At 37.9% G+C, this 26,187-nt stretch carries 26 protein-coding genes and 1 pseudogene; 13 read left to right on the top strand and 14 right to left on the bottom strand.

The window, feature by feature from the left end:
- Window positions 1-259: 259 nt before the first annotated feature.
- The gene (locus tag H5968_RS08515) at window positions 260-1,846 is read right to left on the bottom strand and encodes a glucose-6-phosphate isomerase (protein ID WP_096571240.1); all 1,587 of its coding nucleotides are present in this window, start codon (window positions 1,844-1,846) and stop codon (window positions 260-262) included.
- Between the two features lie 483 nt (window positions 1,847-2,329).
- On the opposite strand from H5968_RS08515, the gene H5968_RS08520 reads away from it, so the two are divergent.
- From H5968_RS08520 to H5968_RS08530, 3 genes are read left to right on the top strand one after another with little or no spacing between them, the layout of a single operon-like run.
- Window positions 2,330-3,445 (top strand): branched-chain amino acid ABC transporter permease, encoded by a 1,116-nt coding sequence (locus H5968_RS08520; RefSeq protein WP_187039605.1) that lies wholly within the window; start codon window positions 2,330-2,332, stop codon window positions 3,443-3,445.
- Between the two features lie 33 nt (window positions 3,446-3,478).
- Window positions 3,479-4,084 carry a hypothetical protein gene (locus tag H5968_RS08525; RefSeq protein ID WP_096571236.1) on the top strand — a complete coding sequence of 202 codons (606 nt, stop codon included), beginning with the start codon at window positions 3,479-3,481 and terminating at the stop codon, window positions 4,082-4,084.
- Between the two features lie 23 nt (window positions 4,085-4,107).
- The gene (locus tag H5968_RS08530) at window positions 4,108-4,893 is read left to right on the top strand and encodes an ABC transporter ATP-binding protein (protein WP_096571234.1); all 786 of its coding nucleotides are present in this window, start codon (window positions 4,108-4,110) and stop codon (window positions 4,891-4,893) included.
- 117 nt (window positions 4,894-5,010) lie between these two features.
- Here the strand turns inward: H5968_RS08530 and H5968_RS08535 are convergent, their stop codons facing one another.
- Together H5968_RS08535 and H5968_RS08540 are read right to left on the bottom strand one after the other, a co-directional pair.
- A complete protein-coding gene (locus H5968_RS08535; protein WP_096571232.1) occupies window positions 5,011-5,523 on the bottom strand; it encodes a hypothetical protein in 513 nt (170 codons plus the stop codon).
- A gap of 171 nt (window positions 5,524-5,694) precedes the next feature.
- Window positions 5,695-6,879, bottom strand: coding sequence for an HhoA/HhoB/HtrA family serine endopeptidase (locus H5968_RS08540; protein ID WP_187039606.1), 1,185 nt, complete (start codon window positions 6,877-6,879; stop codon window positions 5,695-5,697).
- Window positions 6,880-7,137: 258 nt separating this feature from the next.
- Between H5968_RS08540 and H5968_RS08545 the strand changes: the two genes are divergently transcribed.
- Window positions 7,138-7,533 (top strand): metal-sensing transcriptional repressor, encoded by a 396-nt coding sequence (locus H5968_RS08545; protein WP_187039607.1) that lies wholly within the window; start codon window positions 7,138-7,140, stop codon window positions 7,531-7,533.
- A gap of 310 nt (window positions 7,534-7,843) precedes the next feature.
- Here the strand turns inward: H5968_RS08545 and H5968_RS08550 are convergent, their stop codons facing one another.
- Both H5968_RS08550 and H5968_RS08555 read right to left on the bottom strand, forming a co-directional pair.
- On the bottom strand, window positions 7,844-8,866 hold the full coding sequence (locus tag H5968_RS08550; RefSeq protein WP_187039608.1) for a DMT family transporter: 1,023 nt from the start codon (window positions 8,864-8,866) through the stop codon (window positions 7,844-7,846).
- 128 nt (window positions 8,867-8,994) lie between these two features.
- Window positions 8,995-10,995: a DICT sensory domain-containing protein gene (locus tag H5968_RS08555; RefSeq protein ID WP_187039609.1), complete on the bottom strand. Its 2,001-nt coding sequence runs from the start codon at window positions 10,993-10,995 to the stop codon at window positions 8,995-8,997.
- A gap of 367 nt (window positions 10,996-11,362) precedes the next feature.
- Here H5968_RS08555 and H5968_RS08560 point away from each other — a divergent pair, with 367 nt between their 5' ends.
- Window positions 11,363-13,591 carry an amylo-alpha-1,6-glucosidase gene (locus H5968_RS08560; protein WP_187039647.1) on the top strand — a complete coding sequence of 743 codons (2,229 nt, stop codon included), beginning with the start codon at window positions 11,363-11,365 and terminating at the stop codon, window positions 13,589-13,591.
- 566 nt (window positions 13,592-14,157) lie between these two features.
- On the opposite strand, the gene H5968_RS08565 is transcribed toward H5968_RS08560, so the two are convergent.
- Both H5968_RS08565 and H5968_RS08570 read right to left on the bottom strand, forming a co-directional pair.
- On the bottom strand, window positions 14,158-14,484 hold the full coding sequence (locus tag H5968_RS08565; RefSeq protein WP_187039610.1) for a DUF2973 domain-containing protein: 327 nt from the start codon (window positions 14,482-14,484) through the stop codon (window positions 14,158-14,160).
- 227 nt (window positions 14,485-14,711) lie between these two features.
- Window positions 14,712-15,029, bottom strand: coding sequence for a DUF2605 domain-containing protein (locus tag H5968_RS08570; RefSeq protein WP_096571220.1), 318 nt, complete (start codon window positions 15,027-15,029; stop codon window positions 14,712-14,714).
- Between the two features lie 289 nt (window positions 15,030-15,318).
- On the opposite strand from H5968_RS08570, the gene H5968_RS25600 reads away from it, so the two are divergent.
- Together H5968_RS25600 and H5968_RS08575 are read left to right on the top strand one after the other, a co-directional pair.
- A complete protein-coding gene (locus tag H5968_RS25600) occupies window positions 15,319-15,447 on the top strand; it encodes a hypothetical protein (protein WP_255427083.1) in 129 nt (42 codons plus the stop codon).
- A gap of 21 nt (window positions 15,448-15,468) precedes the next feature.
- Window positions 15,469-15,663, top strand: a complete 195-nt coding sequence (locus H5968_RS08575; protein WP_187039611.1) for a hypothetical protein — start codon at window positions 15,469-15,471, stop codon at window positions 15,661-15,663.
- A gap of 20 nt (window positions 15,664-15,683) precedes the next feature.
- Here H5968_RS08575 and H5968_RS08580 read toward each other — a convergent pair whose 3' ends face one another.
- A complete protein-coding gene (locus tag H5968_RS08580) occupies window positions 15,684-15,872 on the bottom strand; it encodes a hypothetical protein (protein WP_096571218.1) in 189 nt (62 codons plus the stop codon).
- Window positions 15,873-16,195: 323 nt separating this feature from the next.
- Here H5968_RS08580 and thrC point away from each other — a divergent pair, with 323 nt between their 5' ends.
- Window positions 16,196-17,287: a threonine synthase gene (gene thrC, locus H5968_RS08585; protein WP_187039612.1), complete on the top strand. Its 1,092-nt coding sequence runs from the start codon at window positions 16,196-16,198 to the stop codon at window positions 17,285-17,287.
- An 88-nt stretch (window positions 17,288-17,375) separates the two neighbouring features.
- Here the strand turns inward: thrC and H5968_RS08590 are convergent, their stop codons facing one another.
- Together H5968_RS08590 and H5968_RS08595 are read right to left on the bottom strand one after the other, a co-directional pair.
- Window positions 17,376-17,960, bottom strand: coding sequence for a Uma2 family endonuclease (locus H5968_RS08590; RefSeq protein ID WP_187039613.1), 585 nt, complete (start codon window positions 17,958-17,960; stop codon window positions 17,376-17,378).
- A 53-nt stretch (window positions 17,961-18,013) separates the two neighbouring features.
- A complete protein-coding gene (locus tag H5968_RS08595) occupies window positions 18,014-18,514 on the bottom strand; it encodes a hypothetical protein (protein ID WP_187039648.1) in 501 nt (166 codons plus the stop codon).
- Between the two features lie 487 nt (window positions 18,515-19,001).
- On the opposite strand from H5968_RS08595, the pseudogene H5968_RS08600 reads away from it, so the two are divergent.
- From H5968_RS08600 to H5968_RS08610, 3 genes and pseudogenes are all read left to right on the top strand, one after another.
- A pseudogene (locus H5968_RS08600) lies at window positions 19,002-19,487 on the top strand (YihY/virulence factor BrkB family protein); the annotation flags it as partial.
- Window positions 19,488-19,548: 61 nt separating this feature from the next.
- Entirely contained in the window at window positions 19,549-20,052 is a 504-nt protein-coding gene (locus H5968_RS08605) for a DUF4112 domain-containing protein (protein ID WP_187039614.1), read from the top strand.
- 161 nt (window positions 20,053-20,213) lie between these two features.
- Entirely contained in the window at window positions 20,214-21,149 is a 936-nt protein-coding gene (locus H5968_RS08610) for an alpha/beta fold hydrolase (RefSeq protein ID WP_187039615.1), read from the top strand.
- Window positions 21,150-21,676: 527 nt separating this feature from the next.
- On the opposite strand, the gene H5968_RS08615 is transcribed toward H5968_RS08610, so the two are convergent.
- Window positions 21,677-22,036: a hypothetical protein gene (locus H5968_RS08615; protein ID WP_187039616.1), complete on the bottom strand. Its 360-nt coding sequence runs from the start codon at window positions 22,034-22,036 to the stop codon at window positions 21,677-21,679.
- Window positions 22,037-22,209: 173 nt separating this feature from the next.
- Window positions 22,210-23,289 carry a D-alanine--D-alanine ligase family protein gene (locus tag H5968_RS08620; RefSeq protein ID WP_187039617.1) on the bottom strand — a complete coding sequence of 360 codons (1,080 nt, stop codon included), beginning with the start codon at window positions 23,287-23,289 and terminating at the stop codon, window positions 22,210-22,212.
- A 104-nt stretch (window positions 23,290-23,393) separates the two neighbouring features.
- Here H5968_RS08620 and H5968_RS25605 point away from each other — a divergent pair, with 104 nt between their 5' ends.
- On the top strand, window positions 23,394-23,525 hold the full coding sequence (locus H5968_RS25605) for a hypothetical protein (protein WP_255427084.1): 132 nt from the start codon (window positions 23,394-23,396) through the stop codon (window positions 23,523-23,525).
- Here H5968_RS25605 and H5968_RS08625 read toward each other — a convergent pair.
- Window positions 23,508-24,170, bottom strand: coding sequence for a class I SAM-dependent methyltransferase (locus H5968_RS08625; RefSeq protein WP_096571203.1), 663 nt, complete (start codon window positions 24,168-24,170; stop codon window positions 23,508-23,510). The two genes, H5968_RS25605 and H5968_RS08625, sit on opposite strands and share 18 nt — an antisense overlap.
- Window positions 24,171-24,795: 625 nt before the next feature.
- Here H5968_RS08625 and H5968_RS08630 point away from each other — a divergent pair.
- On the top strand, window positions 24,796-25,734 hold the full coding sequence (locus H5968_RS08630; protein WP_187039618.1) for a phosphoribulokinase: 939 nt from the start codon (window positions 24,796-24,798) through the stop codon (window positions 25,732-25,734).
- Between the two features lie 61 nt (window positions 25,735-25,795).
- Here the strand turns inward: H5968_RS08630 and H5968_RS08635 are convergent, their stop codons facing one another.
- Window positions 25,796-26,149: a hypothetical protein gene (locus H5968_RS08635; RefSeq protein WP_187039619.1), complete on the bottom strand. Its 354-nt coding sequence runs from the start codon at window positions 26,147-26,149 to the stop codon at window positions 25,796-25,798.
- Window positions 26,150-26,187 lie beyond the last annotated feature (38 nt).

Below are 26,187 nucleotides of genomic sequence, written 5' to 3' on the forward strand. Positions count from 1 at the left end.
TTGTATGTGTCAACAAATTAGTTATGTTCATTGGATGGAAGATATCATGAGATGTTGACATTTTCACCCTTAATAGGACTACTATAACTGAATATGTAAACTTTTGTAACGACATTCAACATTTCTGAGTTAAAATCTATTGTTGCTATTAGCTGATTAGTGATAGCTGAATATTTAATCACTAAATTTAAATCCCCGACTTCTTAAAGAAATCGAGGATTTTAAACACAGAATATTTTAACAGGATGATTTATTGTATTTAACCCCAAGAAACGGTTAATGTTCCTGGTTTACTTAAATCACCTGTTAACACCACACCGCGATTATTAGCATGAAGATGACGCAGAATTTTATAAATTGCTTCAACTTGTTCAGCAGCACCAGCTTTATCAGCTATTTCGGTAATAGAAAGGGCTTTCTTTTCTGTTTGCAATACTTTGATTACTTTTTGTTGTAAATCGAGAATTGCAGCGGCAGCTTTTTTACCAGCTTCTACACCAGGTTGGTGATAAGCATTAATATTAACTAAGCTGGCATAAAATCCTACAGCCCGTTCATATAATGCAATTAACGCTCCCACTGTGCGAGCATTAACTTGAGGAATTGTCACTGTAATAGAATCGCGGTTATTCTCATACAATGCTTGACGAGTTCCTAATAAGAAACCTGATAAATAATCACCAGATGTGACACCAGGATCAATTTCAGGAGATGCACCTTGACGATCTTCTAAAACTTCAATTAAAGTTGCAAAGAAATTGGGTACACCTTCCCGCAATTGTTGTACATAGGCGTGTTGGTCTGTTGAACCTTTGTTACCATAAACGGCAATACCTTGATATACAGTTTTACCGTCTAAATCTTGTTCTTTACCCAAAGATTCCATTACCAATTGTTGTAAATAACGGCTAAATAATAACAAGCTGTCTTTGTAAGGTAAGACAACCATATCTTTTTCGCCTTTACCGTTACCGGAGAAATACCAAGATAATGCTAATAATGCTGCTGGGTTATTTTTAATATTAGCAACACGGGTGGCATCATCCATTTCTTTTGCACCATCTAACATGGCACGGATATCAATACCCTGTAATGCTGCGGGTAATAATCCTACGGAAGACATTTCTGAAGTACGCCCACCTACCCAGTCATACATGGGAACAGTTGTTAACCAACCCTCAGATTGAGCCACTTTATCTAAGTTACTATCTGTGCTGGTGATGGCAACTGCATATTTAGCAAAGTCTAAATTTTTGGCAGCGTAGGCTTTTTTCACCTCGATCATGCCGTTGCGGGGTTCGGGTGTACCACCAGATTTAGAAATGACTAATACCAGGGTAGTAGCCAGTTTATCGTCGATAGAGGAGAGAACCCGATCAATACCAGCAGGATCGGTATTGTCGATAAAGTGAATGTTGAGGGGAGGAAAATCGGGTGCAAGTGCTTCAGCGACAAACTGGGGACCTAAAGCCGAACCACCAATACCGATAGAAATAATGTCAGTAAAGCGGCTTTCTTTGGGGGGATGAACTGCCCCGGTTTGTACCTGATCTGCAAAAGCTTCGATTTGTTCTAAAGTTTGAACTATTTCTTGTTTTAGTTCTGGAGAGGGTGCTAAGTCTGGGTTACGCAACCAGTAGTGTCCTACCATGCGGTTTTCATCAGGATTGGCGATCGCTCCCTTCTCCAAAGCGGCCATATCCGCAAAAGCCTTATCAAATTTCGACTGCAACGACTCCACGAAAGCGTTATCAAACCGCATCCGGCTGATATCTAGATACAGTCCTAATCCCTCGTGGTAATATAACCATTCTTGGTATCGTTGCCAAAGTGCCTTAGCATCCATCATGAGGGAATTCTCACATATACTTGATCAAACTCCAGTTTAATCTATGGTTTTGGCGATCCCTGCTCTGTCTTATACAGTTTGTAATGAGGAGGCAGGAGGCAGGGGAAGAAAGCTCACAAGGGTAGGTATTTTACATTGTCGTCAGGGCAAGACTTGGTGGACAAGGTGGACAAGGTGACAAGGGAGGAAAACAGTACAAAGTCTGTACTTTTAGTCACAAAAATAGTCCGTCAAAAAACCATTGTCCGTATAAAATCTTCCTTGTCTACTTTCCCTCCTTGTCTTCCTAGTCCTGCCTCAACAGATAATATTAAAAACCTACCCCTGTGAGGGGGAAGAAAGGGAGGTTAACCCAGTCACCAATCACCAATTTACACATCTGGCATTGGCACAACACGCAAAAACTTGACTATTTCACCTGTAATTTCTATCGTGGTGACTGGGGATTGGGGACTGGGTAAAAATAACTAATGACTAATTATGATTGAATATCTCATTTTTCTGGCTATTTCTACCGCTACTTTTGCTTTGTTCGCATTAGGGCTTAATTTACAGTGGGGTTTTACAGGTTTGATTAATTTTGGTCATATTGCTTTTATGACCTTGGGTGCATATACTACAGTTTTATTAGGTTTAAAAGGTGTACCTATATTATTTTCGGCGATCGCTGGGGCAATTGTCTCCGCTTTGTTAGGTTTGGTTATTGGTTTTGCAACTCTACGCCTCCGGGAAGATTATCTGGGTATTGTTACTATTGGTACTGGGGAATTAATTCGTTTGGTGGTGAATAACCAAGATTTACCAGTAGGTGATGCTTGGATTTCTGGGGCGTTTGGTGTCCAAAGTTATGCGATTCCTCTATCAACCACGCCCAATTTATTTTTCCGATTTTTGATGATTGGTGTACTTTCTTTACTTGCAATTGTTACTTTATTTTCTTTGTGGCGTTGGGTAACAACTGCTCAACAATCTGTCACTGTTTCCATTAAAAAAGAATTTTCTTCCCGTTTGGTAGTGGGTATAATTTTAGGTTTATTGTCAGTCGCTATTTATGTTGCTGGTGTAGTGGGATTGTATAATTACAACCCTAAAGCGGGTTTAATGTTATTGGCTTTGTTAGTATTAGCTTTTGTTTTTTGGCGCTTAGAATTTTTAGTCAAATCTCCTTGGGGTCGAGTTCTCAAAGCTATCCGTGAAGATGAAGAAGTACCCAAAGCATTAGGTAAAAATGTCTTTTCTTATAAGTTACAATCTTTGATGTTAGGCGGTGCGATCGCTGGTATTGCTGGTGCTTTCTTCGCTTGGCAACTGAGCGCCATTTATCCTGATAATTTTCAACCTCAACTCACTTTTGACGCTTGGATTATGATAATTTTAGGCGGTTCTGGTAATAATATCGGTACAATTTTAGGGGCAGTAATTTATTTCGCTTATGATGCCCTCACACGGGAATTTTTACCAAAAATTGTTCCTTTAGATGTAGAACGTATCGGTGCTTTTAGAATTATGTTTATCGGTCTAATTCTCATGGTACTGATGATTTGGCGACCTCAAGGTATTCTAGGTAAAAAAGAGGAACTTACTCTTGGTAAATAATAGGTTATAGGTAACAGGTGAGAGGTGTTTGTCATGGCTTATAGTGATTTCAAATTACAGGAAGTTGTGAATAAATTCAGTTTAAAAATTATTGAAAAGGTAGATTTATTTGCTAACACACCAGAAAAAGAATGTAGTGTAATTTTAGATACAATACTCAAAACTAATGTTCCTTTAGCATTGGCAATTAACACAGAAAAAGCCCGCTCAGAAATGATTATAGCTCCTGTGCTAATTGAAATAAAAAATCAGTTTACAGAAGAAATTAGTTTATTTTCTGGTGTAGATTTTAATGTAGAACCAGAACAAGGTTTAAATGGAGTTTGTGATTTTATAATTAGCAAATCACCAGAACAACTATTTATTAATGCTCCTGTTGTCACTATCGTGGAAGCCAAAAACGAAAACATTAAACTAGGTTTAGGTCAATGTGTCGCAGAAATGATCGCTGCACAATTATTTAATCACAAGGAAGGTAATTATATAGATACAATTTATGGAGTTGTTACCACAGGTAATATGTGGAAATTTCTAAAATTACAAAATCAGGAAATTTACATTGATCTCAGTGAATATTATATTAAAGACATCAAAATTATCTTAGGTATTTTGATCCAAATAATTCATTGTAATCACTAACAAACAATCACTAATAAATCATCATGGTAAATAATATTGAATCTCCCCAACTTCCCCTATTAGCAGCTACCGGACTTTGTAAAAATTTTGGTGGTATTCAAGCGGTTAAAGATGCTAACATCGAAGTTACTCAAGGTAGTATTACTGGTTTAATTGGTCCTAATGGTGCGGGTAAAACGACTTTATTTAATTTACTGTCCAATTTCATCCACCCAGATAAAGGAAGAGTGATTTTTGATGGTGAACCGATTCACAATTTGCAACCATTTCAAATTGCCCAACAAGGTTTAATTCGCACCTTCCAAGTTCCCAAAACTCTATCACGTTTATCAGTTTTAGAAAATATGCTGTTAGCAGCACAAAAACAAATTGGTGAGAATTTTTGGCAAGTGCAATTTCAACCGCACATTGTCGCTAGAGAAGAAAAACAAAATAAAGAAAGGGCAATGTTTTTGTTAGAATCTGTAGGATTAGAAAAAAAAGCAAATGACTATGCTGGTGGTTTGTCAGGTGGACAGCGTAAACTATTAGAAATGGGACGCGCTTTGATGACAAATCCTAAGTTAATATTATTAGATGAACCAGCAGCAGGAGTGAATCCTAGATTAATAGATGATATTTGCGATCGCATCCTCAAATGGAACAGAGAAAACGGTTTAACTTTTTTAATTATTGAACATAATATGGATGTAATTATGTCTTTGTGTGACAAAGTTTGGGTATTAGCAGAAGGACAAAATTTAGCAGTCGGTACTCCTACGGAAATTCAAAAAAATGCCAAAGTTTTAGAAGCGTATTTAGGACAATAAAATCATCAGCATTCAGTTTTCAGCTTTCAACGCTAAAATACAAAGTGGAAATTTCCTCAATTAATGCTGCTAAATCTTTGTTTTTGCTGTTATAAACTGATAGCTGAATGCTTACATCTATTTTTGCCAAAAGCGAAAATTGAAACTGCCAGAAGCGCGACGATAACGACGGGTAGATATTCTTTTTCTGCCTCTGGTACTTTTCTCGTTGGGTTCTGGGATTTCTGCTTCTTCTAAAATTTCATCTGATAATTGAGTTTGAGTTGCTTCTTTACTTCTCCACCAAGCAATAATCCAACCACCACCTACAGCTGCTATTCCTCCAAATAAAATACTTATTGGTGCGGAATAACCAAGAAACACAAAGCTGAACATGAAAAATAACCAGTATTTCAGTGCTGCATCAATGCCATCATTAGAAGCTACATCTGGTATTTGGGGGTTATTTTCGTTGACGTTTGTAAACCACCCTAAAGCAACACCACCCATAATCCCCACAAATAAACTGAGAATTAATGAAGCTCCTGCAAAACTGGAAATAATAGCTAACAGAAAACCAAATACAAGTTGAGAAAAAAAGTTGGGCGAAGAAGACAATATTTCGCTGAGAATATTTTTGTTAGATGCCATATTTTCAGAAATTCAAAATTAGGTAATTGGTAATTGATAATTGGTAATAAAGAATAATCTTGGTTATCCTTGTCAATATAATAACCGTAAATTTAGAAACTTAATTAGAAACTTAACATGAAAAAATGAGGATATGCCTCAACATATCCCCATTATCTTGGGACTTGGATATTAAGAAATGTCTTGTAACTCAGCAGTACGCACAGAAAGCACCTGAAGTTGATTTCCTCTTTGTACTTTCACCTGCACCGCTTCACCTAAACGACTATCTTCTACAACTCTTTGCAATTGTTCAGCAGTGGTAATTGTTTGACTGTCAATTTGTAAAATCACATCACCGCGTCGCATACCCGCAGTAGCAGCAGGGGAATTAGGTACAACTCGGATCACTAAAACACCATTCACTTCTGGTATTTGAATTGCAGAGTTAGGATCAGTGTTATTTTGTCTTGCTAACTGGGGTGTTAATGTCACCATCTGTACCCCTAAATAGGGATGAGCAACTTTACCGTTTTTTTGTAATTGTGCAGCGATCGCCTTAGCTTTATCTATGGGAATAGCAAACCCGATTCCCATTGCATCTGCACGAATAGCGGTATTAATACCAATTACTTCTCCTTCAGCATTTAACAACGGACCTCCAGAGTTACCAGGGTTAATCGCTGCGTCAGTTTGAATGAAATCTAAACGTTTATCACTAATTCCCACCTGGGCGCTAGAACGTTTTAAAGTGCTGACAATACCCAAAGTGACAGTATTATCAAATCCTAACGGATTACCGACAGCGATCGCCCAATCTCCCACCTGTACACTGCTAGAAGATCCCAAAGGTGCGATCGGTAAATCGCTACCAGCATTAATCTTAACTACTGCCAAATCAGTAACTTCATCAATGCCTTTTACCGTACCTTCATAAGTACGGCCATCTTTCAAGCGTACAGTTACTTTATCAGCTTGATCTACAACATGGGCATTAGTCAAAATTATCCCACTTTTATCCAGAATAAAACCAGAACCTAAACCCCTTAACTGTTCAGTCGGTGACATTTGGGGGAACCCATCACCAAAAAACCTTCGTAAAAACGGATCTTCCAAAATGGGATCAACAGGACGAGTAATAGTTTTTTCGGTATCAATCCTTACCACAGCAGAACCCACACGATTTACCGCCGCAGTGACAAAGCTACTGTTACCAATAGCAGCAGATGGTTTTTGAGCAACCACTTGATCCGGTGCTGTTTCTGCGTGGGAAGGTAAAACTGACACACAAGAAACCGTTAACACCACTCCTAAAAAAATCGCTAAAACACGGGTACTGAGTTTACGTATAAACTGAGGTAGTTGAAAAATTTGCATAATCACAACCTAATCTAGAAGCCTAATGTTTGCTATCTATTTACAAATCTAGCTACAATTATTTTTATAGCTGGTTTACAAATCTGTGCTGATTGAAGTTTTTACCCAACTTGTGATCTAACAACTTCTGTCATCAAGTTAATGGAACATACACCAACCAAGCTATTATGGACATTTACCCTGACTCAGTACGGTTTTTCCGCCAATCTCAAATCACTCTAGGCTAGGATCTAATTAATACCAAACCCCACAGGACTCATGACAGCATCAAACCGATTAGCTGAAACATCCTTGCCTTCATCACAGCAAGCAGAACACACACACCACCACAACCACGAGCATACAAATCATAATTCAGAAACAGTCAACTCGGTTCATCCTCATGTTCATAGTGAAGAATCTTTACGGCGAATTGTTAACCGACTATCACGAATAGAAGGACACATTCGCGGTATTAAAACAATGGTGCAGCAAAATAACCCTTGTCCTGATGTATTATTACAAATTGCAGCTGTGAGAGGTGCATTAGATAAAGTAGCGCGGATTGTTTTAGATGAGCATTTAACGGAATGTATTGCTAGAGCTTCAGAAAATGGCAATATTGATGTAGAAATTGAACAACTCAAAGCAGCTTTAGATCGGTTTTTACCATAGAGTTGATTATCTATGGTTTGGTAATTGATAATTGATAATTGATAATTGATAATGGGACTTACGCACTGTACAAATTTACCATGATGTGCATGAACGAAAATCCGTCATTTCAGGCTTTTGGCGATTAACTTCCGATCAATAGCGAACTGCTTGCAGCAGCGCTTCGCTATCGCTCAAAAATCATCAAAAAATCACGTTAAAATGCATGAAACCCATACCTCATATTTGGTTGATCCTGGCGTAAGTCCTAGATAATTGCTTTTTTTCCCTCATTTTCCTGATCTCCCAAGGAGTATATTAGGGTAATTTTTTAAAGTTTCTTAGTTACAGATGCTTCTAAAACTGGTTTTTGTTGATTAGTTTTTTCATTGATGGTAGCTTTTTGATTTTGTCCTGCTAAATTTTCCCGTTGGTTAATTAAATAAATACTGATTAAAGTCAGCATAACTCCTAGCCATTGAATGGGGGTGAGAACTTCTGCAAGAAAAAGATGACCAAATATTAAAGCAAAAACTGGTGTGAGAAAGGTAAGAGAACTTAAACTCGTTAGATTTCCACTTGATGCAAAATAAAAGAATAAACCATAGGCGATCGCACTACCAAAGATAGTTGCATAACCCAAATTTAACCAATCGGATAACACCAGATTTTGCCACTGTTGGTTTTCTACAACCGCAGAAATTCCCCACAGAGGCAACCCCCCCAAAATTATATGCCATCCCGTGGCTGTGACCGGATCAGCATATCTACAAACAAAGCGAATTAATACCGTACCTACAGCCATTGATAAAGCTGCCAGTAACATTAACCATTCACCACTGTTAAATAATTGCTGCCAATTATCAGTAGTAATTTTTACCCCTGAATCGAGAAGGTGAAAAATCCATTCTTCTTGTAGGCCAATTAAACTAATACCAGTAACTCCCAATCCTAACCCTAACCATCCCCAAAGACCAATATGTTCTTGAAATAACCACAGGGACAATAAAGCTACTGCTAAAGGTTGGGAGTCAATCATTACAGAACCTAAACCCGCACTGGTTCTCACTAAACCTTCTGCTAAAAAACCTTGAAACAGGGTAGCATCAACTAAAGCAAAGATGATAATCCATAACCATGCTAACCATCCTTTGGGTTGGGGTCTACCCATGAAAGCAGCAGCGATGAGAATTAATACCCCCGCAGGTAGTAAACGTACTCCTGCCATAAATAATGGTGTGGTATGAGGTATGACTCCTTTCATTGCTACCATTGCTGTACCCCAGAGGAAAAAGGGAGCAATTAATAATAGGGAAGCTAGGGTAGATTTTGATCCTCTCAGTTGCAGTTGCATTAGTTGTATTGGATTTTTGTTAAATTAAGTGTAAATATTACTTTACCTAATTTTACAGAAACATTGGTTTTTCTGTTTATGTAACATTGTTACCGATCTTTTTTGCATTATTACTGTCACCTGTCTCCTCATCTTTTGATCTTCTCTAGCTCCTGACTACTCTGAACAATGGGAATAGTGAAATGAAACTGACTTCCCTGCTCCTTACCTTGGGACTCAGCCCAAATTTTCCCACTCCAACCGTTGACTATTTGCCTACAAATGGCTAAACCCAGTCCCGTACCTCCCGCAGTCCGTCTTAAAGCTCCCTCTTCTTGATAAAAACGATCAAATACTATTTCTAAGCGGTTGGGTTCAATTCCCCTACCAGTATCAGCTACAATCACTTCTACCTCATAATTACTATTTTGATGAGCTTTAATTGTTATTTGTCCTGATGTGGGTGTGAACTTACAAGCATTATCTATAATTTTTGCTAATACTTCCACAAGCCAATCACCATCAGCCCTAACTAAAGGTAAACTTTCGGCAATTTGTGTTTTGATGGTTGGTGGTTTTTCTGCCGTGGAGCGTGTACGTAGGCGACTAAGGGCTAAATCTACACATTCTTGTAAAGTCAAAGATTCGGGATGCCATTCCACACGCCCGCTTTCTAAGTTAGAAAGAGTGAGAAAATCCTGTACCAGTTTCCGCATTCTTTCTGAATCAGAAAGTGCTGTAGTTAGCATTACCTGTTGCAACTCTAAAGGCATATCCGGTTCACTGGCCAGACTTTCTAAACACACTTGAATGGTGGAGAGGGGGGTTCGCAGTTCATGACCGGTGATGGCAATTAAATTACTGCGGGTACGGTCAAGGGCTTCTAATTGTTTGTTTAGTTCTTCTAAATTGGCAAAAGCTTCAGCTTGAATCAATGCTGCACCTACTTGAGTAGCGATCGCCTTAACTAAATCCAATTCTCCAGCTTGCCATTCATGGGCAGGTAAATGACAAAAATGTAACTCTACCATTCCCAGTAGTCGTCCCTGGGAAAATACAGGTTCTATCAACCACGAATGAATAGTAAACCTTTTAACAATTAAAGAAAGTGCGGTAGAACTAGTAACGCGATAATCAGTAAGAGTATCAGTAATACATATACCTTCACCCAGTTGGGTAATTTCGTGAAATAAAGGATTTTGTGCCAAATTCCAGGTTTGTCCCCGTACTGAGACAACATCAGGACTTAAAAACTCATGTTCAATTATTGCTTGGTCATCAGTAGATTGAGCGCGGTAAATCAGACAACGATCAGCTTCTAGATGTTGACCCAACTCTTGAGCAGCTACTTGCAAAACTGCCTGTGGATCAAGCGATCGCCTAATTGCCATACTAATAGAATTGATCAACTTTTCTTTTCTAGCTTGAGCAGCAATAGAACGATAAGCTTTATGCAGCTTATATTGACTAGCTTGCAAATAAGTTACTAATCGCTGTACAAAAGGGTCAGTATCAATACTAAAAGCGGATTCATTAATTGATTTTGGTTGGGACTTGAGTGGTACTGAACCGATACCAAACCTCTGACGTGCCTGGTTAATTTTGCCCGCTAAATCGGGTCTATAAACTTCTATTCTTTGCAATATCAATTCTGCGGCCTTGAGACTAACTCCTCTGTCAGAAGTCCAAATTCCCTCAAATCTCCGCGCTGTGTCTATATCCAGACTAGAGGTCATTTCTGGTAACTGCTGATTTTTAGCAATTGACCTCACACTTTCTCGACATACTAAACAAGTAGCATAATTATCCGCGATTACAACTAAATGCCATTCTTTACTTAAAGCATCATCCGGTTCAAAAGCTACCTTTTCATAGTCATCCGAACTATTAGCAAACTCTGTTTCTGGTGCAGATAATACGTATATTTGGTCACTTCTCTCGGCAAGGCGTTGATAGCGATGAGCTTCTTGACGATAAAATCGCTCTCGCTGAAAACTAGCAATAATAAGCGGTTGATCCAAGGAAGTCGCCAAAACCTGATCTTCCATTGCATGGGAGAGCGCAGTTAGGGAAGCCTTGAAATACAACTGAGTCCGCAAGTAAGGTAGTGACTGTAGCAAATCACTCAGCACAGAAGTCGAAATGCTCATGAATATCTTTAAACGCCCAATCTAGACCTTTAGAAAGCACCTGTCCAGATATTAACCCAAAAACTACCTTGGTAAGTTTGATGACTGTTGACCATTGACAAAACTCAAAATTTTTTTAACTAAACATTAACTAAACATTAACTAAACATATTTATGAGTATTTTCTAGTTCTAGTATCTCTCATTGCTGATCAAAGAATAAAACCCTAGAAAATCCTCAGTTTTCAGCCTTGACTTCAGATGTAAAAGGTATAGATTTATTGGTGACTGGTGATTGGGTTGTTAATCTTCCCTTACCCCCTGCTCCCTTGCCCTGTGCTTCCCTGCCTCTTCCCCAGTCTCGCGTCCAGTATAGGGAAATTTGGCTCATGACACCGGATATGTTGATGACCCCAGAGAAAATCGTCCTCGATGGCAAAATTTTTATTCCTGCTGAACAAGTACCCATTCCAGAATGGCCTTGCGTTGTCAGTGAAAGACCACAACCCACTTTAACGGTTAAAGATGATGATTTATTTTTGGTGACAGATACAATGGGGAACATTTCCGGTTGTTCCCTAGAAGATGGGAATCCCAGTGTGGGTTTATTTTGCGCTGATACCCGATTTTTGAGTCGTTTAGAGTTACAAATTAATAAGCGATCGCCTGTTTTATTAAGCAGCACTGCTGATAAAGGTTTTGCTCTCTCTGTTTTATGCACTAACCCCAAAATTGACAATTACCTAAATGCTGATACTATTGGCATTCGTCGCGAAATTGTCCTTAATGGGGCATTATTTGAAGAAATAGAAGTCGCTAACTACAGCACTTCTAGCATTACTTTTGAAATTAGTCTTAGCTTTGATGCTGACTTTGCAGATTTATTTGAAGTTCGTGGTTTTTATCGAGGAAACCGGGGTAAATTATTACGATTATCAGAACTAAAAAACTGTTCAGAAAACCTCAGCCTTGCCTATCAAGGTTTAGATGGCGCGGTGATGGAATCCCGGATACAATTCCAACATCAACTACCAGATTATTTTCAAGGTTATACCGCAATTTGGCGTTTAGAATTAGCTTCTCACGAAACCAAAAAACTCGGTTATCGGTTGCAGAGTTTAACCAATAATCAACCGATTTCTAATGTGAATGCTGCCACAACTTTGGCACAAGCAAAAGCTTCTGAATTAATGGAGGAGCAAAACTGGGTACAACAAATTACGCGCATTCACTCAGATAAAAGTCTTTTTAATAGAGTGATTGAAAGAGCAGAACAAGATTTGTATTTACTGCGCCAATCTTTTGGCAAATATAAAACTGTTTCCGCCGGTGTTCCTTGGTTTTCCACTTTGTTTGGACGGGATTCTATTATTACCGCTTCCCAAACTTTGATGTTAAATCCCCAAATTGCTAAAGAAACTTTAATGATCTTGGCAGAATATCAAGGTAAAAAAGAAGATATTTGGCGAGAAGAAGAACCAGGAAAAATTTTACATGAGTTACGGTTTGGAGAACTAGCAAGGTGTCAAGAAATTCCCCATACACCTTATTACGGAACAGTAGATGCAACGCCTTTATGGTTGATCTTGTATGCTGATTACTATGCTTGGACTCATGATCAAGAAACCCTAGAAACATTGTGGAGAAATGCTTTATCCGCCATGGATTGGATTGATAGAAATATTCAAGAAACAGGCTATCTTAGCTACAATCGTAAATCAAAAGGTGGTTTAGTTAACCAAGGTTGGAAAGACTCTGGTGATTGTATTGTTAATAGAAAAGGTGAGTTAGCTAAAGGGGCAATTTCTTTATGTGAAGTGCAAGCTTATGTCTATGCTGCAAAAATCAAATTAGCAGAAATAGCGAAGATGAACAAGCGGCTAGATTTAGCTGAAACTTGGTTAGAAGAAGCTAAAAATCTCAGAGTTAGATTTAACAAAGATTTTTGGATAGAAGATCAAGATTTTTGTGCTTTAGCTTTAGATGGGGAAAGAAATCAAGTAGATAGTATTAGTTCTAATCCTGGACATTGTTTATCTTTGGGAATTTTTACCCCCGAAAAAGCCTACAGTGTAGCAGAAAGATTGCGAGCGCCAGATATGTTTAATGGTTGGGGAATTAGAACTTTAAGTAGTTTGTCACCTGCTTATAATCCAATGGGTTATCACATTGGTTCAGTGTGGCCACATGATAATTCTTTAATTGCGATGGGACTGCGTTCTTTGGGTTTAATTGATCAAGCTTTGGAATTATTTCAAGGTTTGTTTAATATGACTTTTCAGCAATCTTATCAACGTCCACCAGAATTATTTTGTGGTTATGAAATGAATGGAGATAATGCACCTGTGCAATATCCCGTTGCTTGTAGTCCCCAAGCTTGGGCTACAGGTAGTATATTTCAATTATTGCAAATGATAGTGAATTTAGTACCAGACGCACAGAATAATTGTTTACGAATTATTGACCCTGCTTTGCCAGAATCAATTAATCGTTTATCGTTGCATAATTTGCGTGTTGGTGCGACGATTCTTGACTTAGAATTTGAGCGGGTGGGGAGTACAACTTCCTGTAGAGTTGCGAATAAAAGGGGGAATTTAAGAGTTGTAATTGAAGCTTAGATTAGTGCACAGATCCCGGACTTCTTCAAGAAGTCCGGGATCTGGATATAATCATATTGTCCAAGTTGTGCATTGGTATTGGTGATACCAAATTTGAGCAATTAATGACTCTATTCTCAATAGACAATGGATTTTACCTGGGTAAAGCGCAAAGATTGTAAAGTTTTATTGCAGGATTCAAAACTTGTGGGGTAAAGCACATTGCTAAACCCCTACAGATTCCCAAATTATAAAAATAATTAGGGCTTGCTGAATAAACTCAAAACCTTGATAAATCAAGGGTTTCAGGTGGAAAATCAGGAAATCAGTGCAGGATTTTTTAGGGGTATACTCCTAAAAGCGTGCATTTTCCGGGTGAAATTTCAAAGAATTGGTTACTAACAGATCACCCAAACTCTTGCCTATTCCCTATTCCCTATTCCCTGCCTTAACGAAGAGACTTTTTCAGCAAACCCTAATTATTGAATTACAGCAGATTGCAGATAAGTGAGGTACAGAATCTAAATTGAAACCTATACACCAAGCCAGTTTTACTCCTGACCCCTGACTCCTGACTCCTGCTGTAATTAAGCATCTTCTGAACGTTCAATTTTTTGACCAGGAGAAGATTCATATAAAGCATCCAACTGTTGACGCGCATCATCCACATTAATAGAACGCATTACCAAAAGCGGTTCTTTAATTAAATTACCGGAATTATCTAATAATTCTGGATGAGGTACAGATTGTCTTTTTGCTCCATAATAACCAAAGCTACCTTTATTCCCCGCAGAGGATGTATTTGGATAAGGTCGCTCCCGATCAAAACTGAACATGACTAGGTTACGAATTAAATTACTGACAGCAATAAACGCTAAAACGGTAAAAGCTAAAACGTAGAGCAGGTGTAACATAAAATTATCCTCCAGGGGCAACAAATTTTACAAAATCTAAAGTTTTATATCGTAGTCCTCAACTTTTCTTTACTTGCAATTTACAGGGAAAACAAAAGTTAAGTTATTTATTTGTGTTGTGATATTTTGTAATCTTATTCAGATTAACGTAACATGGTATACATTATTTTTTTATGAAAATAATGTTAAGGTTTTTGTCCTAATGTTGAGATTTATGACCATAAAGATCACTCATGCTGTGATTGACGGTAACGCATACCAACTTTCCAACATTCGCCTAATAATTGATGCCAAGGCATTAATGTAGCCATATCCAGTCCCACTTTTTTACCAGTTACAGCAAATAGCATTTTAGAAGTGTTTAATTCTGCTTGTGCTTGCGTAACTCGGTTGAGTAAATCAGACTGTTCCTGTTCACTCATAAATGAGATTTTCTCATTTTCTAATAATTGACGTGATCGCGCAAACCAATATTCAAAATCCTCTAACAGCGGCTCCAAGACTGACTTTAGCAACTCAGCACTTGGTGAATTTGAGTCACCCATATATAAGAAGCATATTTCCTAATGTCTTATTAATATTAACGCTATTTACGAAACTTAACAATCGCCTCATAACTTACCTGCCAAAACAACCAAAATTTGTAATTTGTTATACAATACACAATTGTATAATTTTGGCAAGAGGTTTGTACAGTTCCTTACGACTATGTTTTGATCTGTCTAAAGGAATATCTATTGTGAACATTTTAGAGATAAGAATTACAAAAAACTGTTAGGGAGCAATGCAATTTTGTGGGATGACCCAACAAAATTGCATTACTCCCAGATCAAAATGAGTGACTGGCCTGTACAGATGATTGATCTTACCAATGATGGTAACTATGATGTGGTTTTGACTATTTCTGGTTCAGCTATTGCTTCTTTGACTCCAGATGGAAATGAAAATTTAGTAAATGAATAAGAGCAGAAACTTCCCCGAACCATGATTTTTTCCGTCCGAACCATGATTTTTTCTGCTAATTGTCAGGTTATCTATACTGATTTTACTGATAAATCACCACAAAATCTGACAGCGATCGCTCAACTCCACAGTGACCAATCTCTAGCTTTGCTAGTGGAAACTGCTGATATATATAGCTTTAGGCGCTGGTCGAAAATTAATCAGCGCCTGGAATGATGACCTCGCTGGTTAATTTATTATTCGTGGCTAGAAGTTTCTAGTCTTTGGCTTTTGAGATTCTGTAACTGTTGCAGCAGGGAATCTACTTCTGCTTGCAGGTCAATAAATTTTTCTTGTTGTTCGTCTTGGTAGTAAGCCTTGGTGAGCTTCTTTACCAATTCACTATGAGATTCGCAGCTGGCAACACTGGATGATAAAGTTGACATAGTTATGTTCTTTCCGAAACTAAACTCACACCATTAGAGATATTATAATAAAGCTATCTTAACCTTTCTTAAAATCAAGTATACTTTTAATTACATACTCTAATAGGTTTCCTGCTAAATCATAAGTGACTGCGATAATAGTGAGTGTGTTCCTCGGTGGTGATTGGTGACTGGTGATTGGTGACTAGGAAAAATCTTTCCTCCCCTGCTCCCTGCCTGATCTGTTGCTAGATATCGCCATTTGCATGGTAAAGTGATTGACACTATCAAAAAAAATCTATTTTTCTCATCTCCTAATCCCTAGTTAAGAAGTTTAGAATCCTGTGACTTTGAGCTTGTCTGTTGCTAAATCTCATCGCCAACCTTGGCCGGGGCTAATAGAAGCCTACCGTGAATACTTGCCTGTGAGCGAAAGTACCCCTGTGGTGACTTTGTTGGAGGGTAATACTCCTTTGATTCCTGTACCAGCGATCGCTGAACGTATTGGTAAGCAGGTGCAAGTATTTGTTAAATATGATGGTCTGAACCCTACTGGCAGTTTTAAAGACCGGGGTATGACTATGGCTATTACCAAGGCTAAGGAAGCTGGTGCTAAGGCGGTGATTTGTGCTAGTACAGGCAATACTTCCGCTGCTGCTGCTGCCTATGCTAAACGCGGAGGAATGCGCCCCTTTGTATTGATTCCTGATGGTTATGTGGCTTTGGGTAAGCTGGCTCAAGCTTTGTTATATGGGGCAGAAGTTTTAGCTATTAAAGGTAATTTTGACCGGGCTTTAGAAATTGTCCGGGAAATGGCGGATCATTATCCGATTACTTTGGTAAATTCTGTCAATCCTTACCGCTTGGAAGGTCAGAAAACAGGGGCTTTTGAAGTGGTGGATGCGTTGGGTAATGCTCCTGACTGGTTGTGTATTCCGGTGGGAAATGCGGGAAATATCACAGCATATTGGATGGGTTTTTGTCAATACCATCAAGCGGGAAAATGCGATCGCTTGCCAAAAATGATGGGTTTTCAAGCTGCTGGGGCTGCACCGTTGGTAAATGGTCAACCAGTGCTACATCCTGAAACTATAGCGACGGCGATTAGAATTGGTAATCCTGCGAGTTGGGATAAGGCGATCGCTGCCCAAACTGCCAGTATGGGTAGTTTTAACTCTGTCACAGATGAGGAAATTTTGGACGCTTATCGGTTGTTAGCGTCTTCTGAAGGTATTTTCTGTGAACCTGCCAGTGCTGCTTCTGTAGCTGGGTTATTAAAAGTGAAAGATCAAGTTCCTGCTGGTGCGACGATAGTTTGCATTTTAACTGGTAATGGTTTGAAAGATCCAGATACAGCCATTAAACACAGTCATGCTCAGTTTAAACAAGGTATTCCCGCAGATTTGCAAGCGGTAGCTGAGGCTATGGGTTTTTAAATAATGCTGGTGACTGGGGACTGGTGATTGGGAAAATACAAATAATTACCCCCCTGCTTCCCCTGCTTCCTCTGATTTTAATTACTATCTATGAAACGAGAATATCACTGACCTTAATCTTAATTTCTGGCAATACTTCACTTTTAATTAATTCATCACCTGTATAAATAAATTCTTCATACAATCCTTCTACTAAAGATAAAACCGTAATTTTGTTTTGTACAGGATCAACAATCCAATATTCAGAAATTCCCCTAGCTGCATACTCAGAACGCTTGAAGCGATAGTCTTTAACTTCATTTTCAGTACCAGGTGATACCACTTCTATAGCTATTAATGGTGGTGGCATTTCATGGGTAATAGTTCCTCTTTTTGTCGCTTCTAAAGCGGCGCGACATTCTTCACCCAAGATTAGTAAATCAGGGATTCTTACCTTAGCTCTACGTCCACTTACTTCAATCATAATTTCTTTATATTTTAATAAATGAAGAGGGACTATTTTAGACAATTCCAACAATAATCGCATTGATATATCAGAATTAAAAATTGATTCTGGTGGCATTAAAACTAATTCTCCATCTACTAATTCATAGCGATTTCCAGTGCCATCATCATAGGCATAGTAATCTTCAAAGGAAAAATAATTGATTGGTGCTTGAGGAGTTTGAACCATAAATATAATTCCATAATTCCATTCGCTTAGTACATATTAACCCAAGTTGATAACTAGGTACTTACGTTATCTCCCACCTCCCCTGCTTCCTCTGTCTCCCCTGTTGCCTTTGTGGCCGCTCTCAACTGTGTCAAACTATCAATAGCATCACCTAAAGCTGTAGTGAGATTTTTACGGGTTTGCTCGTGGTTTTCCTGTTCTGTTTTGAATGCTTGAATCAGGTGATCGCGTTCTTGAGTCACAGCGATCAATTTAGCTTTTAATTCCTCTATAGATGTGTCTTCAGTTAGTTCTGACTCAATAGCCGTTGTGGTAGTTTCTGTAATTGTATCAGTGTTAATACCTTGAAGTTTCCAAAGTTCAGCTTTTAAAGATGCAATTTCTTGTTGATACAACTTGGCATCGGTGCGACGTTGTTCTGATTCAGTGTTATAGATTTGTCGCCATTTTTGTGAACTTTCCCAAGCTTCATCACGTTTTTGTTGCAGTTGAGCCATCTGCTGTTTGAGGCTTTGAATTTCGGATAACCATTTTTGTGTTAAATCTTGAGTCATATCATGTCCGGTTGCACAATTATCATATCTGTTGAGGCTGGTAATTGGTAATTGGTAATTGGGAAAAGGCAATTTCTCATGAAACAGCTATATCGTAAGTGATTGGGCGGACATTATATCATAGTAGCTTTTATGTATAAATTTTGATATAAAATCTGTTCCCTGTTCCCTGCTATATATTGACAGTAAAACTGGACTCTCATCAAAATTTAAATATGTTCAGAGACAAATTTACAGACAACCTGGGAATTAGTCAAGCCCGCAAAGAACAAGTATTGCTACCTTGGGATTAGTGTTGAACAGTCCAGCAGTAATTATTGGGGCAATGTTAATTTCTCCATTGATGGGGAGTATTCTAGTTAACCAGGAAGTTACCGAAGCACAAGATATAATTCAGAAGCGATCGCAAGCTATTACAGAATACCTACAATTAAAATGGCAAGTCAGTGATGCTCGGATCAGCACCCAAATAGGAACAGAAGTTTCCCCACAAGATACGCGCCCTTTTTGGAAAGCTAAACTCATTTCTTTAGGATTAAAAATTGGTACTATCTGACTTTTAATGCTGGCTTCTTTTCTGGTATTTATTAGTGATTTACTTTTGGGTATGCTGGTGCGTGGTAATCCTTATTTGGGATTCTTATTACCTCTTTGGAAATTGTTACTTTGGCCTTTAGCTTTAATGATTGTTGCTGCTACATTTAGCTTAGTCTATCGTTATGGACCAAGTGTGTGGAAACGAGGTACACCATTAATGCCAGGAGCAGTTTTAGCAGCTATCTTTTGGGCGCTGGTTTCGGCATTATTTCGCCTTTATGTTACCAACTTTGGAAATTATAATAAAGTTTATGGTACGGTGGGAACTTTTATAGTATTAATGTTATGGTTATGGATGAGTGCCTTTGTTCTCCTTGTTGGCAACCAATTAAATGTAATTGTTGGTGACTCTATGACAGTGAAAACAGGAAACTAGGAAGGTAAATAACCCAATTACCAATTACCAATTACCAATTACCAATTACCAATTATATAAAATGTCTAACTCTCACAATAAAATTTACATTGAATCTGATGGTTATGCAACAACATTAAAACGTTTACAACAAATTAGTAAACTGTTAGATAATGCTATTACCATTCCGGGAACTCCAGTAGGTATTGGTTTAGATCCAATTTTGGGATTAATACCTGTTGGTGGTGATGTTTTGGGATTGATATTTTCTCTTTATATTATCATTGAATCGGCAAAGTTAGGTATATCAAAAGCAACTTTAGGCAGAATGATTGTAAATATTATCATTGATGCTTTAGTCGGTGCTATTCCGATGTTGGGAGATTTATTTGATTTTGCTTGGAGAGCAAATAATTACAACCTGATTTTATTGGAAGATTACTTAAAATCTCCTGGTGAAAAAAAGAAGGCCGATCAAGGTTTTATTATTGCTCTTTTTGCAGTGTTGGTTGTACTTGGTATTGTTTTAATTGCATTACCTGTTATTTTTATAGGAATGCTATGTAAAGCTTTAAATGGCGGGTAAATTAATCATTAACTAAGCTCTTATGCGTTTAATTTGTATAAGTGGAACAGGCATCTTGCCTGTTAAACAAGAGTTCAGAATATTAGGATTATACAATTTAGTTGTGTAACAGCTTAACTCAAAATATCCTATTCCCTATTCCCTATTCCCTAACTAATAATATGAAAAACTGGTGGCAATTTCATTTTCCTCAAGGTCAACAAAATATAATTATTACTGATGCGTATGGCTATCCTGTAAAAATTGCTTATGGCGAAAAAGGTACAGGTAAACCATTAATTTTATTACATGGTTTGGGCAGTTGGAGTTATAATTGGCGATATAGTATTGAACCATTATCTAAATATTTTCGGGTAATTTGTTTTGATGCTAAAGGTTATGGTTTTTCCGAAAAACCTATTTACCGTAGAGAAAAGAGTGGTCATCAAATAATTGAATTAGAACGGATTATTCAATCTTTATGTGATGAACCTCCCGTCATTGTCGCTGAGTCTTTAGGTGCGTTAGTTTCTTTAGCATTAGCGGCTAAAAATCCTCAATTAATTGGGAGTTTAGTGGTTATGAATGCGCCCATTTTTACCGAAACCTTACCTCATTGGGCAATGGGTTTATTAGCACAAACACCATTAGAAATTATCCACACAATTGATTTTTTACGTCTTGCTTTTGTGTTTGCACCTCTAGTTAGGGAAGTCATGGGTATGGAAAGACGAAAAGTGTTATTTAATCCTGCTATTCTCACGGAGGAAGATGTTTATTGGATCACTTATCCTTTTATTGAAATTCCAGGAACTTTAGTGAAAGTTGCGGAAGAATTACAAATAGCAGCTAGAGAAATTGAGAATTTACAAGCTAAAAAACCAAATATGTTAACTGAAATTCAAAATAGTCTCACTGCTATTGAATGTCCAACTTTAATTTTATGGGGTGATCAAGATAGTTGGTTTCCTGTGAGTCACGGTGAAAAATTACATCATTATATTCCTCATTCACAGTTAAAAATTATAGAAAATTGTTATCATGACGCATCCACAGGTGCTAATGATGTAGTGAATAGAGAAATTATGAAATTTTTGCAGGATACGAATTTCTGTTAAACTGTAATTTAAGCCATTGTCAATCATCAATTATCAATTAATAATTGATAAAAGAAGAGTGGGAGAAGGCATACCAATCGCCTTTTTTCTCCCACTCTACATTTGCTGCTGGGGCGTTCAGGAATATGTGTTAATAGACGCTATCCGTTATTTAGGGGGCTATGTATTTCAACGATAGTGTCTAGATGATGTGGGTATTCCTGTTGCAGCAAATGTTAAACCTGATTTCTTTTTGATTTCTTTGATTTTTTATTATTTTTTGCTGAACTAATAGCCCAACAAAATATTAGTAGACTGCTTTTTTTGTTCATAATTCAAACTTGTGAAACAGCCTTTTTAAGCAGAAGCTATTTTATGTAGTAACCCCAGATAACAACATTATTGAAGTCGTTTATCTTTTAATAATTTAACTGGGTTGTTTAGTGATTGGTTGCCAAGTTGGCACTTTTTGTTATTTGTTTTTAGCCATTAGTCATTAGTCATTGGTTTATTAACCATCACATCGCCCCATAACCCTATACCCTTTCTTAAATACGTTGTGGAAGTTTAAGTATGCGATAAATAACCCAACAACCAGATGCACAACTGAGGGCGATCGCCAACATTAACCATAAAGGTGTAGGATTATTGATATTAGAAGATAGTACGTTTTCTTTTTTACTGACTACTTCTATGGGTTTTTCTGGTTCTATTTTGGGAACGTAGCCAATATAAATTAGCTGGAAATAGCCAAATATTCCCACTCCCAGGGGAATAACTAACAACCCCACAAACCATAACCAAGGATACTTTAGGCACCGTTTCTTAATTAGAGATGTATTTTTTAATTCTTCTGAAGTGCTGTTTACAGTTGTGGTTAGTTCTGGTTTTGCATTGTGACTGTTCATGATTCATTTCCACTTGCATCCTCTAGTAGTTTATTATACTATAAGATACAAGCCCTATTTAACAGTAGGATAAAGGGAGTTGAAAGTAGTTTTTTTGGCAAAATAGCGGTTTTTTACCAAAAATTTCCAAAAAAAATTGGATATTATGCTACTTTTTCCCCATTATTTGCAAATTACTTTACTGAATCTTCTAATTTAGAATTGGTATGTCTTTCAATGGCAAGTTGAATTAATTGATCTACTAATTCTGTAAAAGAAATACCAGTATTTGCCCAAAGTTGCGGATACATACTTGTAGATGTAAACCCTGGTAAGGTGTTAATTTCGTTAATCAAAATTTCTCCAGTAGCTTCTACATAGAAAAAGTCTACTCGCGCTAAACCTGCACCATCAACTGCTGCAAAGGCTTGTAATGCCATTTCTTGAATTTGTTGAGTTACTGTTTCTGGTAAAGGTGCAGGTATTAATAAGTCTGCTTTACCCTCAGTATACTTGGTTTCATAATCGTAAAAATCGCTATCAAAGGTAATTTCACCAATAACGGAGGCTTTGGGGTTGTCGTTGCCTAAAACCGCACATTCTACTTCTCTGGCAACTACTCCGGCTTCAACTATGATGCGTCTATCATAAGTTGCAGCGTTATCTAAAGCTGTTTCTAATTCTTGACGCGATCGCACTTTGGCTATTCCTACGGATGAACCCAGGTTAGCAGGTTTGACAAAACAAGGATAGCCTAATGTTGCTTCTATTTCATCACACAATTTAGGAAATATACAAGGGTTTGACCAAATTTGCGCTCTTGTTATTGCTTTATACTTTACTTGTGGTAAACCTGCTTGGGCAAAAGCGGTTTTCATAGCAATTTTATCCATCCCGGCGGCTGAACCTAACACCCCAGAACCAACAAAGGGAACTTGCATTAATGTTAGTAAACCTTGAATTGTTCCATCTTCGCCATTGGGTCCGTGGAGTATGGGAAACCACAAATCAATTTCTGCTGTTTCTGCGGGAAATTGCCATAAATTAGGGTTTATAGCGGGATTTTCTGTGGCTAAACCAGATTTTAAAACTTGTTGTGCAGTTTCTCCCCCTTGCCAAACACCATTTTTTTGGATGTAAAAAGGCACAATTTCATATTTCTGACTATTTGCTTCTGCACTCAAAGCATTTGCGATCGCCCTTGCAGAAATTATTGATACTTCATGTTCTCCAGAACGTCCACCAAACAGCAACCCCACCCGCAGTTTAGACATCTTCCTTACCTCGACACTATCTAAAGGTGATAGCGTACCACAAGGAATGTTATTAGGAGTTAGGAGATCAAGGAGTCAGGAGAAAGATAAATATTTCCTGTTTCTTGTTTTCACAGTCACCAGTCCCCAGTCACCAGTCCCCAGTCCCCAGTCACCAGTCACCAGTCACCAGTCACCAGTCCCCAGTCCCCAGTCACCAGTCACCAGTCCCCTGTACTTCAATTTTTCTTTGCTAATGTCAAACCATCAGCTATGGGAACTAAACTCAAGGTAATTCTTGAGTCTTGATATAATTTTTGATTAAAGGCGCGAATTTTTTTAGTTTGATTATCTTGTATTTCTGGATCTGCTACTTTCCCAGACCATAAAACATTATCAATGGCAATTAGTCCACCGGGTCGAATTAATTGCAGCGATCGCTCATAATAATTTTCATAGTTTCCTTTATCAGCGTCAATAAAGGCAAAATCAAAACTTTCTGCTTCTCCTGCTGCTAACAAGTTATCCAAAGTTTCTAAAGCTGGGGCAATATGCAAGTCAACTTTATCTGCTATTCCTGCTTTTTCCCAATATCGTCTAGCTATGCTGGTATATTCTTCACTGACATCACAGGCAATAATTTTACCATCTGCTGGTAAAGCCAACGCCACTACTAAGGAACTATAACCTGTAAATACTCCTATATCTAATGTTTTTTTTGCTCCTATCAATTTAACCAACAATGCCATAAATTGTCCCTGTTCTGGGGAAATTTGCATTATGGACATTGGTAGCTGGGCGGTTTCTTGACGTAGTTGGGTTAAAATTTCTGGTTCACGTACAGAAACAGAAAGTAAATAATCATACAGGTTCTGTTCTAAGCCTATAGTTTGTTTTGCCATGACTGTGATGCTAAATTTATTGAACTAATATATCTGTATCTCAGTATTTTTTATTAGACATCTCCAGAAAAGAAATTATGGAACCTATTTATGGGGGCAGGGCGAAGCATTTGGGATATCTAGATGTCTGATTTTTCCGTTAAATTATCGTCCAAATGCTTCGCCCCTACAACTTATGACAAATTAATACATTCTATTGTGGAGATTTCTATTTAACTAGGACTTACGCACTGTACAAATTCACCATGATGTGCATGAACGAAAATCCGTCGTTTCAGGCTTTTGTCGATTAACTTCCGATCAATAGCGAACTGCTTGCAGCAGCGCTTCGCTATCGCTCAAAAATCATTAAAAAATCACGTTAAAAAGCCTGAAATCCGTACCTCATATTTGGTTGATCCTGGCGTAAGTCCTATTAACTTAACATATTTTTTCCTTATGACAATTATAAATGCGAATTTTACAGTTTTTGAATCAGGATAAGAGCATGATTATGTTGAGAGATGTTGCGAGAAAAGAGAAAGCTGGAATTTTTTAACTAATTTGCCACTAGAATGAATAAACATAAGTAAAAATGTTCTCCAGAAACATTATTAAGTAACCAGCTTGTATTCAAGGGGGTAAGATGAGTCGTCCAATCATTCTTGGTATTGTTGGTGATAGCGCAGCAGGAAAGACTACGCTAACTAGGGGTATTGCTCAGGTACTTGGACCGGAGAATGTTACACTCATCTGTACCGATGATTACCACCGTTATGATCGTCAACAACGGGCGGAAATTGGTATTACAGCCTTGCATCCTGACTGTAATTACTTAGATATTATGCAGCAGCATTTATCGCTGCTACGGACTGGTCAAACAATTCTAAAGCCTGTTTATAGCCACAAAACGGGTCAATTTGAGCCTCCACAGTACATTAAACCGAATAAGTTTGTCATTATTGAAGGTCTACTTGGTTACTCTACCCGTGCTGCTCGTGATGCTTATGATGTTAAGGTTTATCTTGCTCCTCCTGAATCACTACGGGCAAAATGGAAGGTTAAACGGGATACAGAAAAACGCGGTTATAGTGAAGAACAAGTATTAGCAGAGTTAGAAAAACGAGAACCTGACTCAGAAGCGTTTATTCGTCCCCAACGTCAATGGTCTGATATTGTGGTGAGTTTCTATCCTACCAATGAAAATGAGGATGAAAGCAATGGACATCTAAATGTACGTTTGGTACTGCGTCCAACTATTCCCCATCCTGATTTTAGTCAGATTATTCACCCAGATGATGATGATTCTGAATCAGCGGTGCGTTTGGGACTAGGTAGGGATATGGGTAAACCGGTGGATGTGTTGGAAGTTGATGGACACGCTACCTTGGAACAGGTGAATAAGATAGAGCATATCATGTGTAATGATCTGCCTTATTTAAAGAATATTTGCGATCGCGAAATCAATCCTGAACTTGGTAAAATCGCTGGTACAACAGGGGAAACATTGCAAAGTTACCCCCTAGCTTTGACACAGTTGATTATTACCTATCATATGCTCAAAGCAACGCAGATTCATCAGTAAATAGGACTGCTGATTGGTGACTGGTGGTTAGCAGACTAGGCAGACATGATAAGTATTAAACTTAATCATAAAATTCGTAACTACCACCTGCCAATTTACAAATATTGATATCATATTTTTCCACTACATCACCATCAGCAAATTTGGCTTGAAAGTCATAGATACAAGTTGTGCGCTCATCATTGAAATTAATTTCTATCGCCTTTCCAGAGCGTAAAACATCATCACCTAAAATATCGTTTTCCCAATTTTTAACCCCACTAGGAGAAGCGTAAAATTCTGTCATATTTGCCCTTGTTTTATTTTCTAACAGAATGGTAATGTCTTCAGCCAAAACTTTTGATGTATTTGCTAATACACTGGGAATAACCAAAGCGGTTACGGCAACACTGGTCAAAAAGGTTTTCAGTTGCATGGTGACAACTCTTTAATTTAAAAAAAAAGGATACTTTA

It is taken from the genome of Sphaerospermopsis sp. LEGE 00249 (assembly GCF_014299995.1).
GTDB lineage: Bacteria > Cyanobacteriota > Cyanobacteriia > Cyanobacteriales > Nostocaceae > Sphaerospermopsis > Sphaerospermopsis kisseleviana.

What these genes read in the sequence shown, in the direction of transcription:
- H5968_RS08515 (WP_096571240.1), bottom strand. Translation starts at nt 1,846, where the DNA reads ATGGATGCTAAGGCACTTTGGCAACGATACCAAGAATGGTTATATTAC.
- H5968_RS08520 (WP_187039605.1), top strand. Translation starts at nt 2,330, where the DNA reads ATGATTGAATATCTCATTTTTCTGGCTATTTCTACCGCTACTTTTGCT.
- H5968_RS08525 (WP_096571236.1), top strand. Translation starts at nt 3,479, where the DNA reads ATGGCTTATAGTGATTTCAAATTACAGGAAGTTGTGAATAAATTCAGT.
- H5968_RS08530 (WP_096571234.1), top strand. Translation starts at nt 4,108, where the DNA reads ATGGTAAATAATATTGAATCTCCCCAACTTCCCCTATTAGCAGCTACC.
- H5968_RS08535 (WP_096571232.1), bottom strand. Translation starts at nt 5,523, where the DNA reads ATGGCATCTAACAAAAATATTCTCAGCGAAATATTGTCTTCTTCGCCC.
- H5968_RS08540 (WP_187039606.1), bottom strand. Translation starts at nt 6,879, where the DNA reads ATGCAAATTTTTCAACTACCTCAGTTTATACGTAAACTCAGTACCCGT.
- H5968_RS08545 (WP_187039607.1), top strand. Translation starts at nt 7,138, where the DNA reads ATGACAGCATCAAACCGATTAGCTGAAACATCCTTGCCTTCATCACAG.
- H5968_RS08550 (WP_187039608.1), bottom strand. Translation starts at nt 8,866, where the DNA reads ATGCAACTGCAACTGAGAGGATCAAAATCTACCCTAGCTTCCCTATTA.
- H5968_RS08555 (WP_187039609.1), bottom strand. Translation starts at nt 10,995, where the DNA reads ATGAGCATTTCGACTTCTGTGCTGAGTGATTTGCTACAGTCACTACCT.
- H5968_RS08560 (WP_187039647.1), top strand. Translation starts at nt 11,363, where the DNA reads ATGACACCGGATATGTTGATGACCCCAGAGAAAATCGTCCTCGATGGC.
- H5968_RS08565 (WP_187039610.1), bottom strand. Translation starts at nt 14,484, where the DNA reads ATGTTACACCTGCTCTACGTTTTAGCTTTTACCGTTTTAGCGTTTATT.
- H5968_RS08570 (WP_096571220.1), bottom strand. Translation starts at nt 15,029, where the DNA reads ATGGGTGACTCAAATTCACCAAGTGCTGAGTTGCTAAAGTCAGTCTTG.
- H5968_RS25600 (WP_255427083.1), top strand. Translation starts at nt 15,319, where the DNA reads ATGAGTGACTGGCCTGTACAGATGATTGATCTTACCAATGATGGTAAC.
- H5968_RS08575 (WP_187039611.1), top strand. Translation starts at nt 15,469, where the DNA reads ATGATTTTTTCCGTCCGAACCATGATTTTTTCTGCTAATTGTCAGGTT.
- H5968_RS08580 (WP_096571218.1), bottom strand. Translation starts at nt 15,872, where the DNA reads ATGTCAACTTTATCATCCAGTGTTGCCAGCTGCGAATCTCATAGTGAA.
- H5968_RS08590 (WP_187039613.1), bottom strand. Translation starts at nt 17,960, where the DNA reads ATGGTTCAAACTCCTCAAGCACCAATCAATTATTTTTCCTTTGAAGAT.
- H5968_RS08595 (WP_187039648.1), bottom strand. Translation starts at nt 18,514, where the DNA reads ATGACTCAAGATTTAACACAAAAATGGTTATCCGAAATTCAAAGCCTC.
- H5968_RS08605 (WP_187039614.1), top strand. Translation starts at nt 19,549, where the DNA reads ATGTCTAACTCTCACAATAAAATTTACATTGAATCTGATGGTTATGCA.
- H5968_RS08610 (WP_187039615.1), top strand. Translation starts at nt 20,214, where the DNA reads ATGAAAAACTGGTGGCAATTTCATTTTCCTCAAGGTCAACAAAATATA.
- H5968_RS08615 (WP_187039616.1), bottom strand. Translation starts at nt 22,036, where the DNA reads ATGAACAGTCACAATGCAAAACCAGAACTAACCACAACTGTAAACAGC.
- H5968_RS08620 (WP_187039617.1), bottom strand. Translation starts at nt 23,289, where the DNA reads ATGTCTAAACTGCGGGTGGGGTTGCTGTTTGGTGGACGTTCTGGAGAA.
- H5968_RS08625 (WP_096571203.1), bottom strand. Translation starts at nt 24,170, where the DNA reads ATGGCAAAACAAACTATAGGCTTAGAACAGAACCTGTATGATTATTTA.
- H5968_RS08630 (WP_187039618.1), top strand. Translation starts at nt 24,796, where the DNA reads ATGAGTCGTCCAATCATTCTTGGTATTGTTGGTGATAGCGCAGCAGGA.
- H5968_RS08635 (WP_187039619.1), bottom strand. Translation starts at nt 26,149, where the DNA reads ATGCAACTGAAAACCTTTTTGACCAGTGTTGCCGTAACCGCTTTGGTT.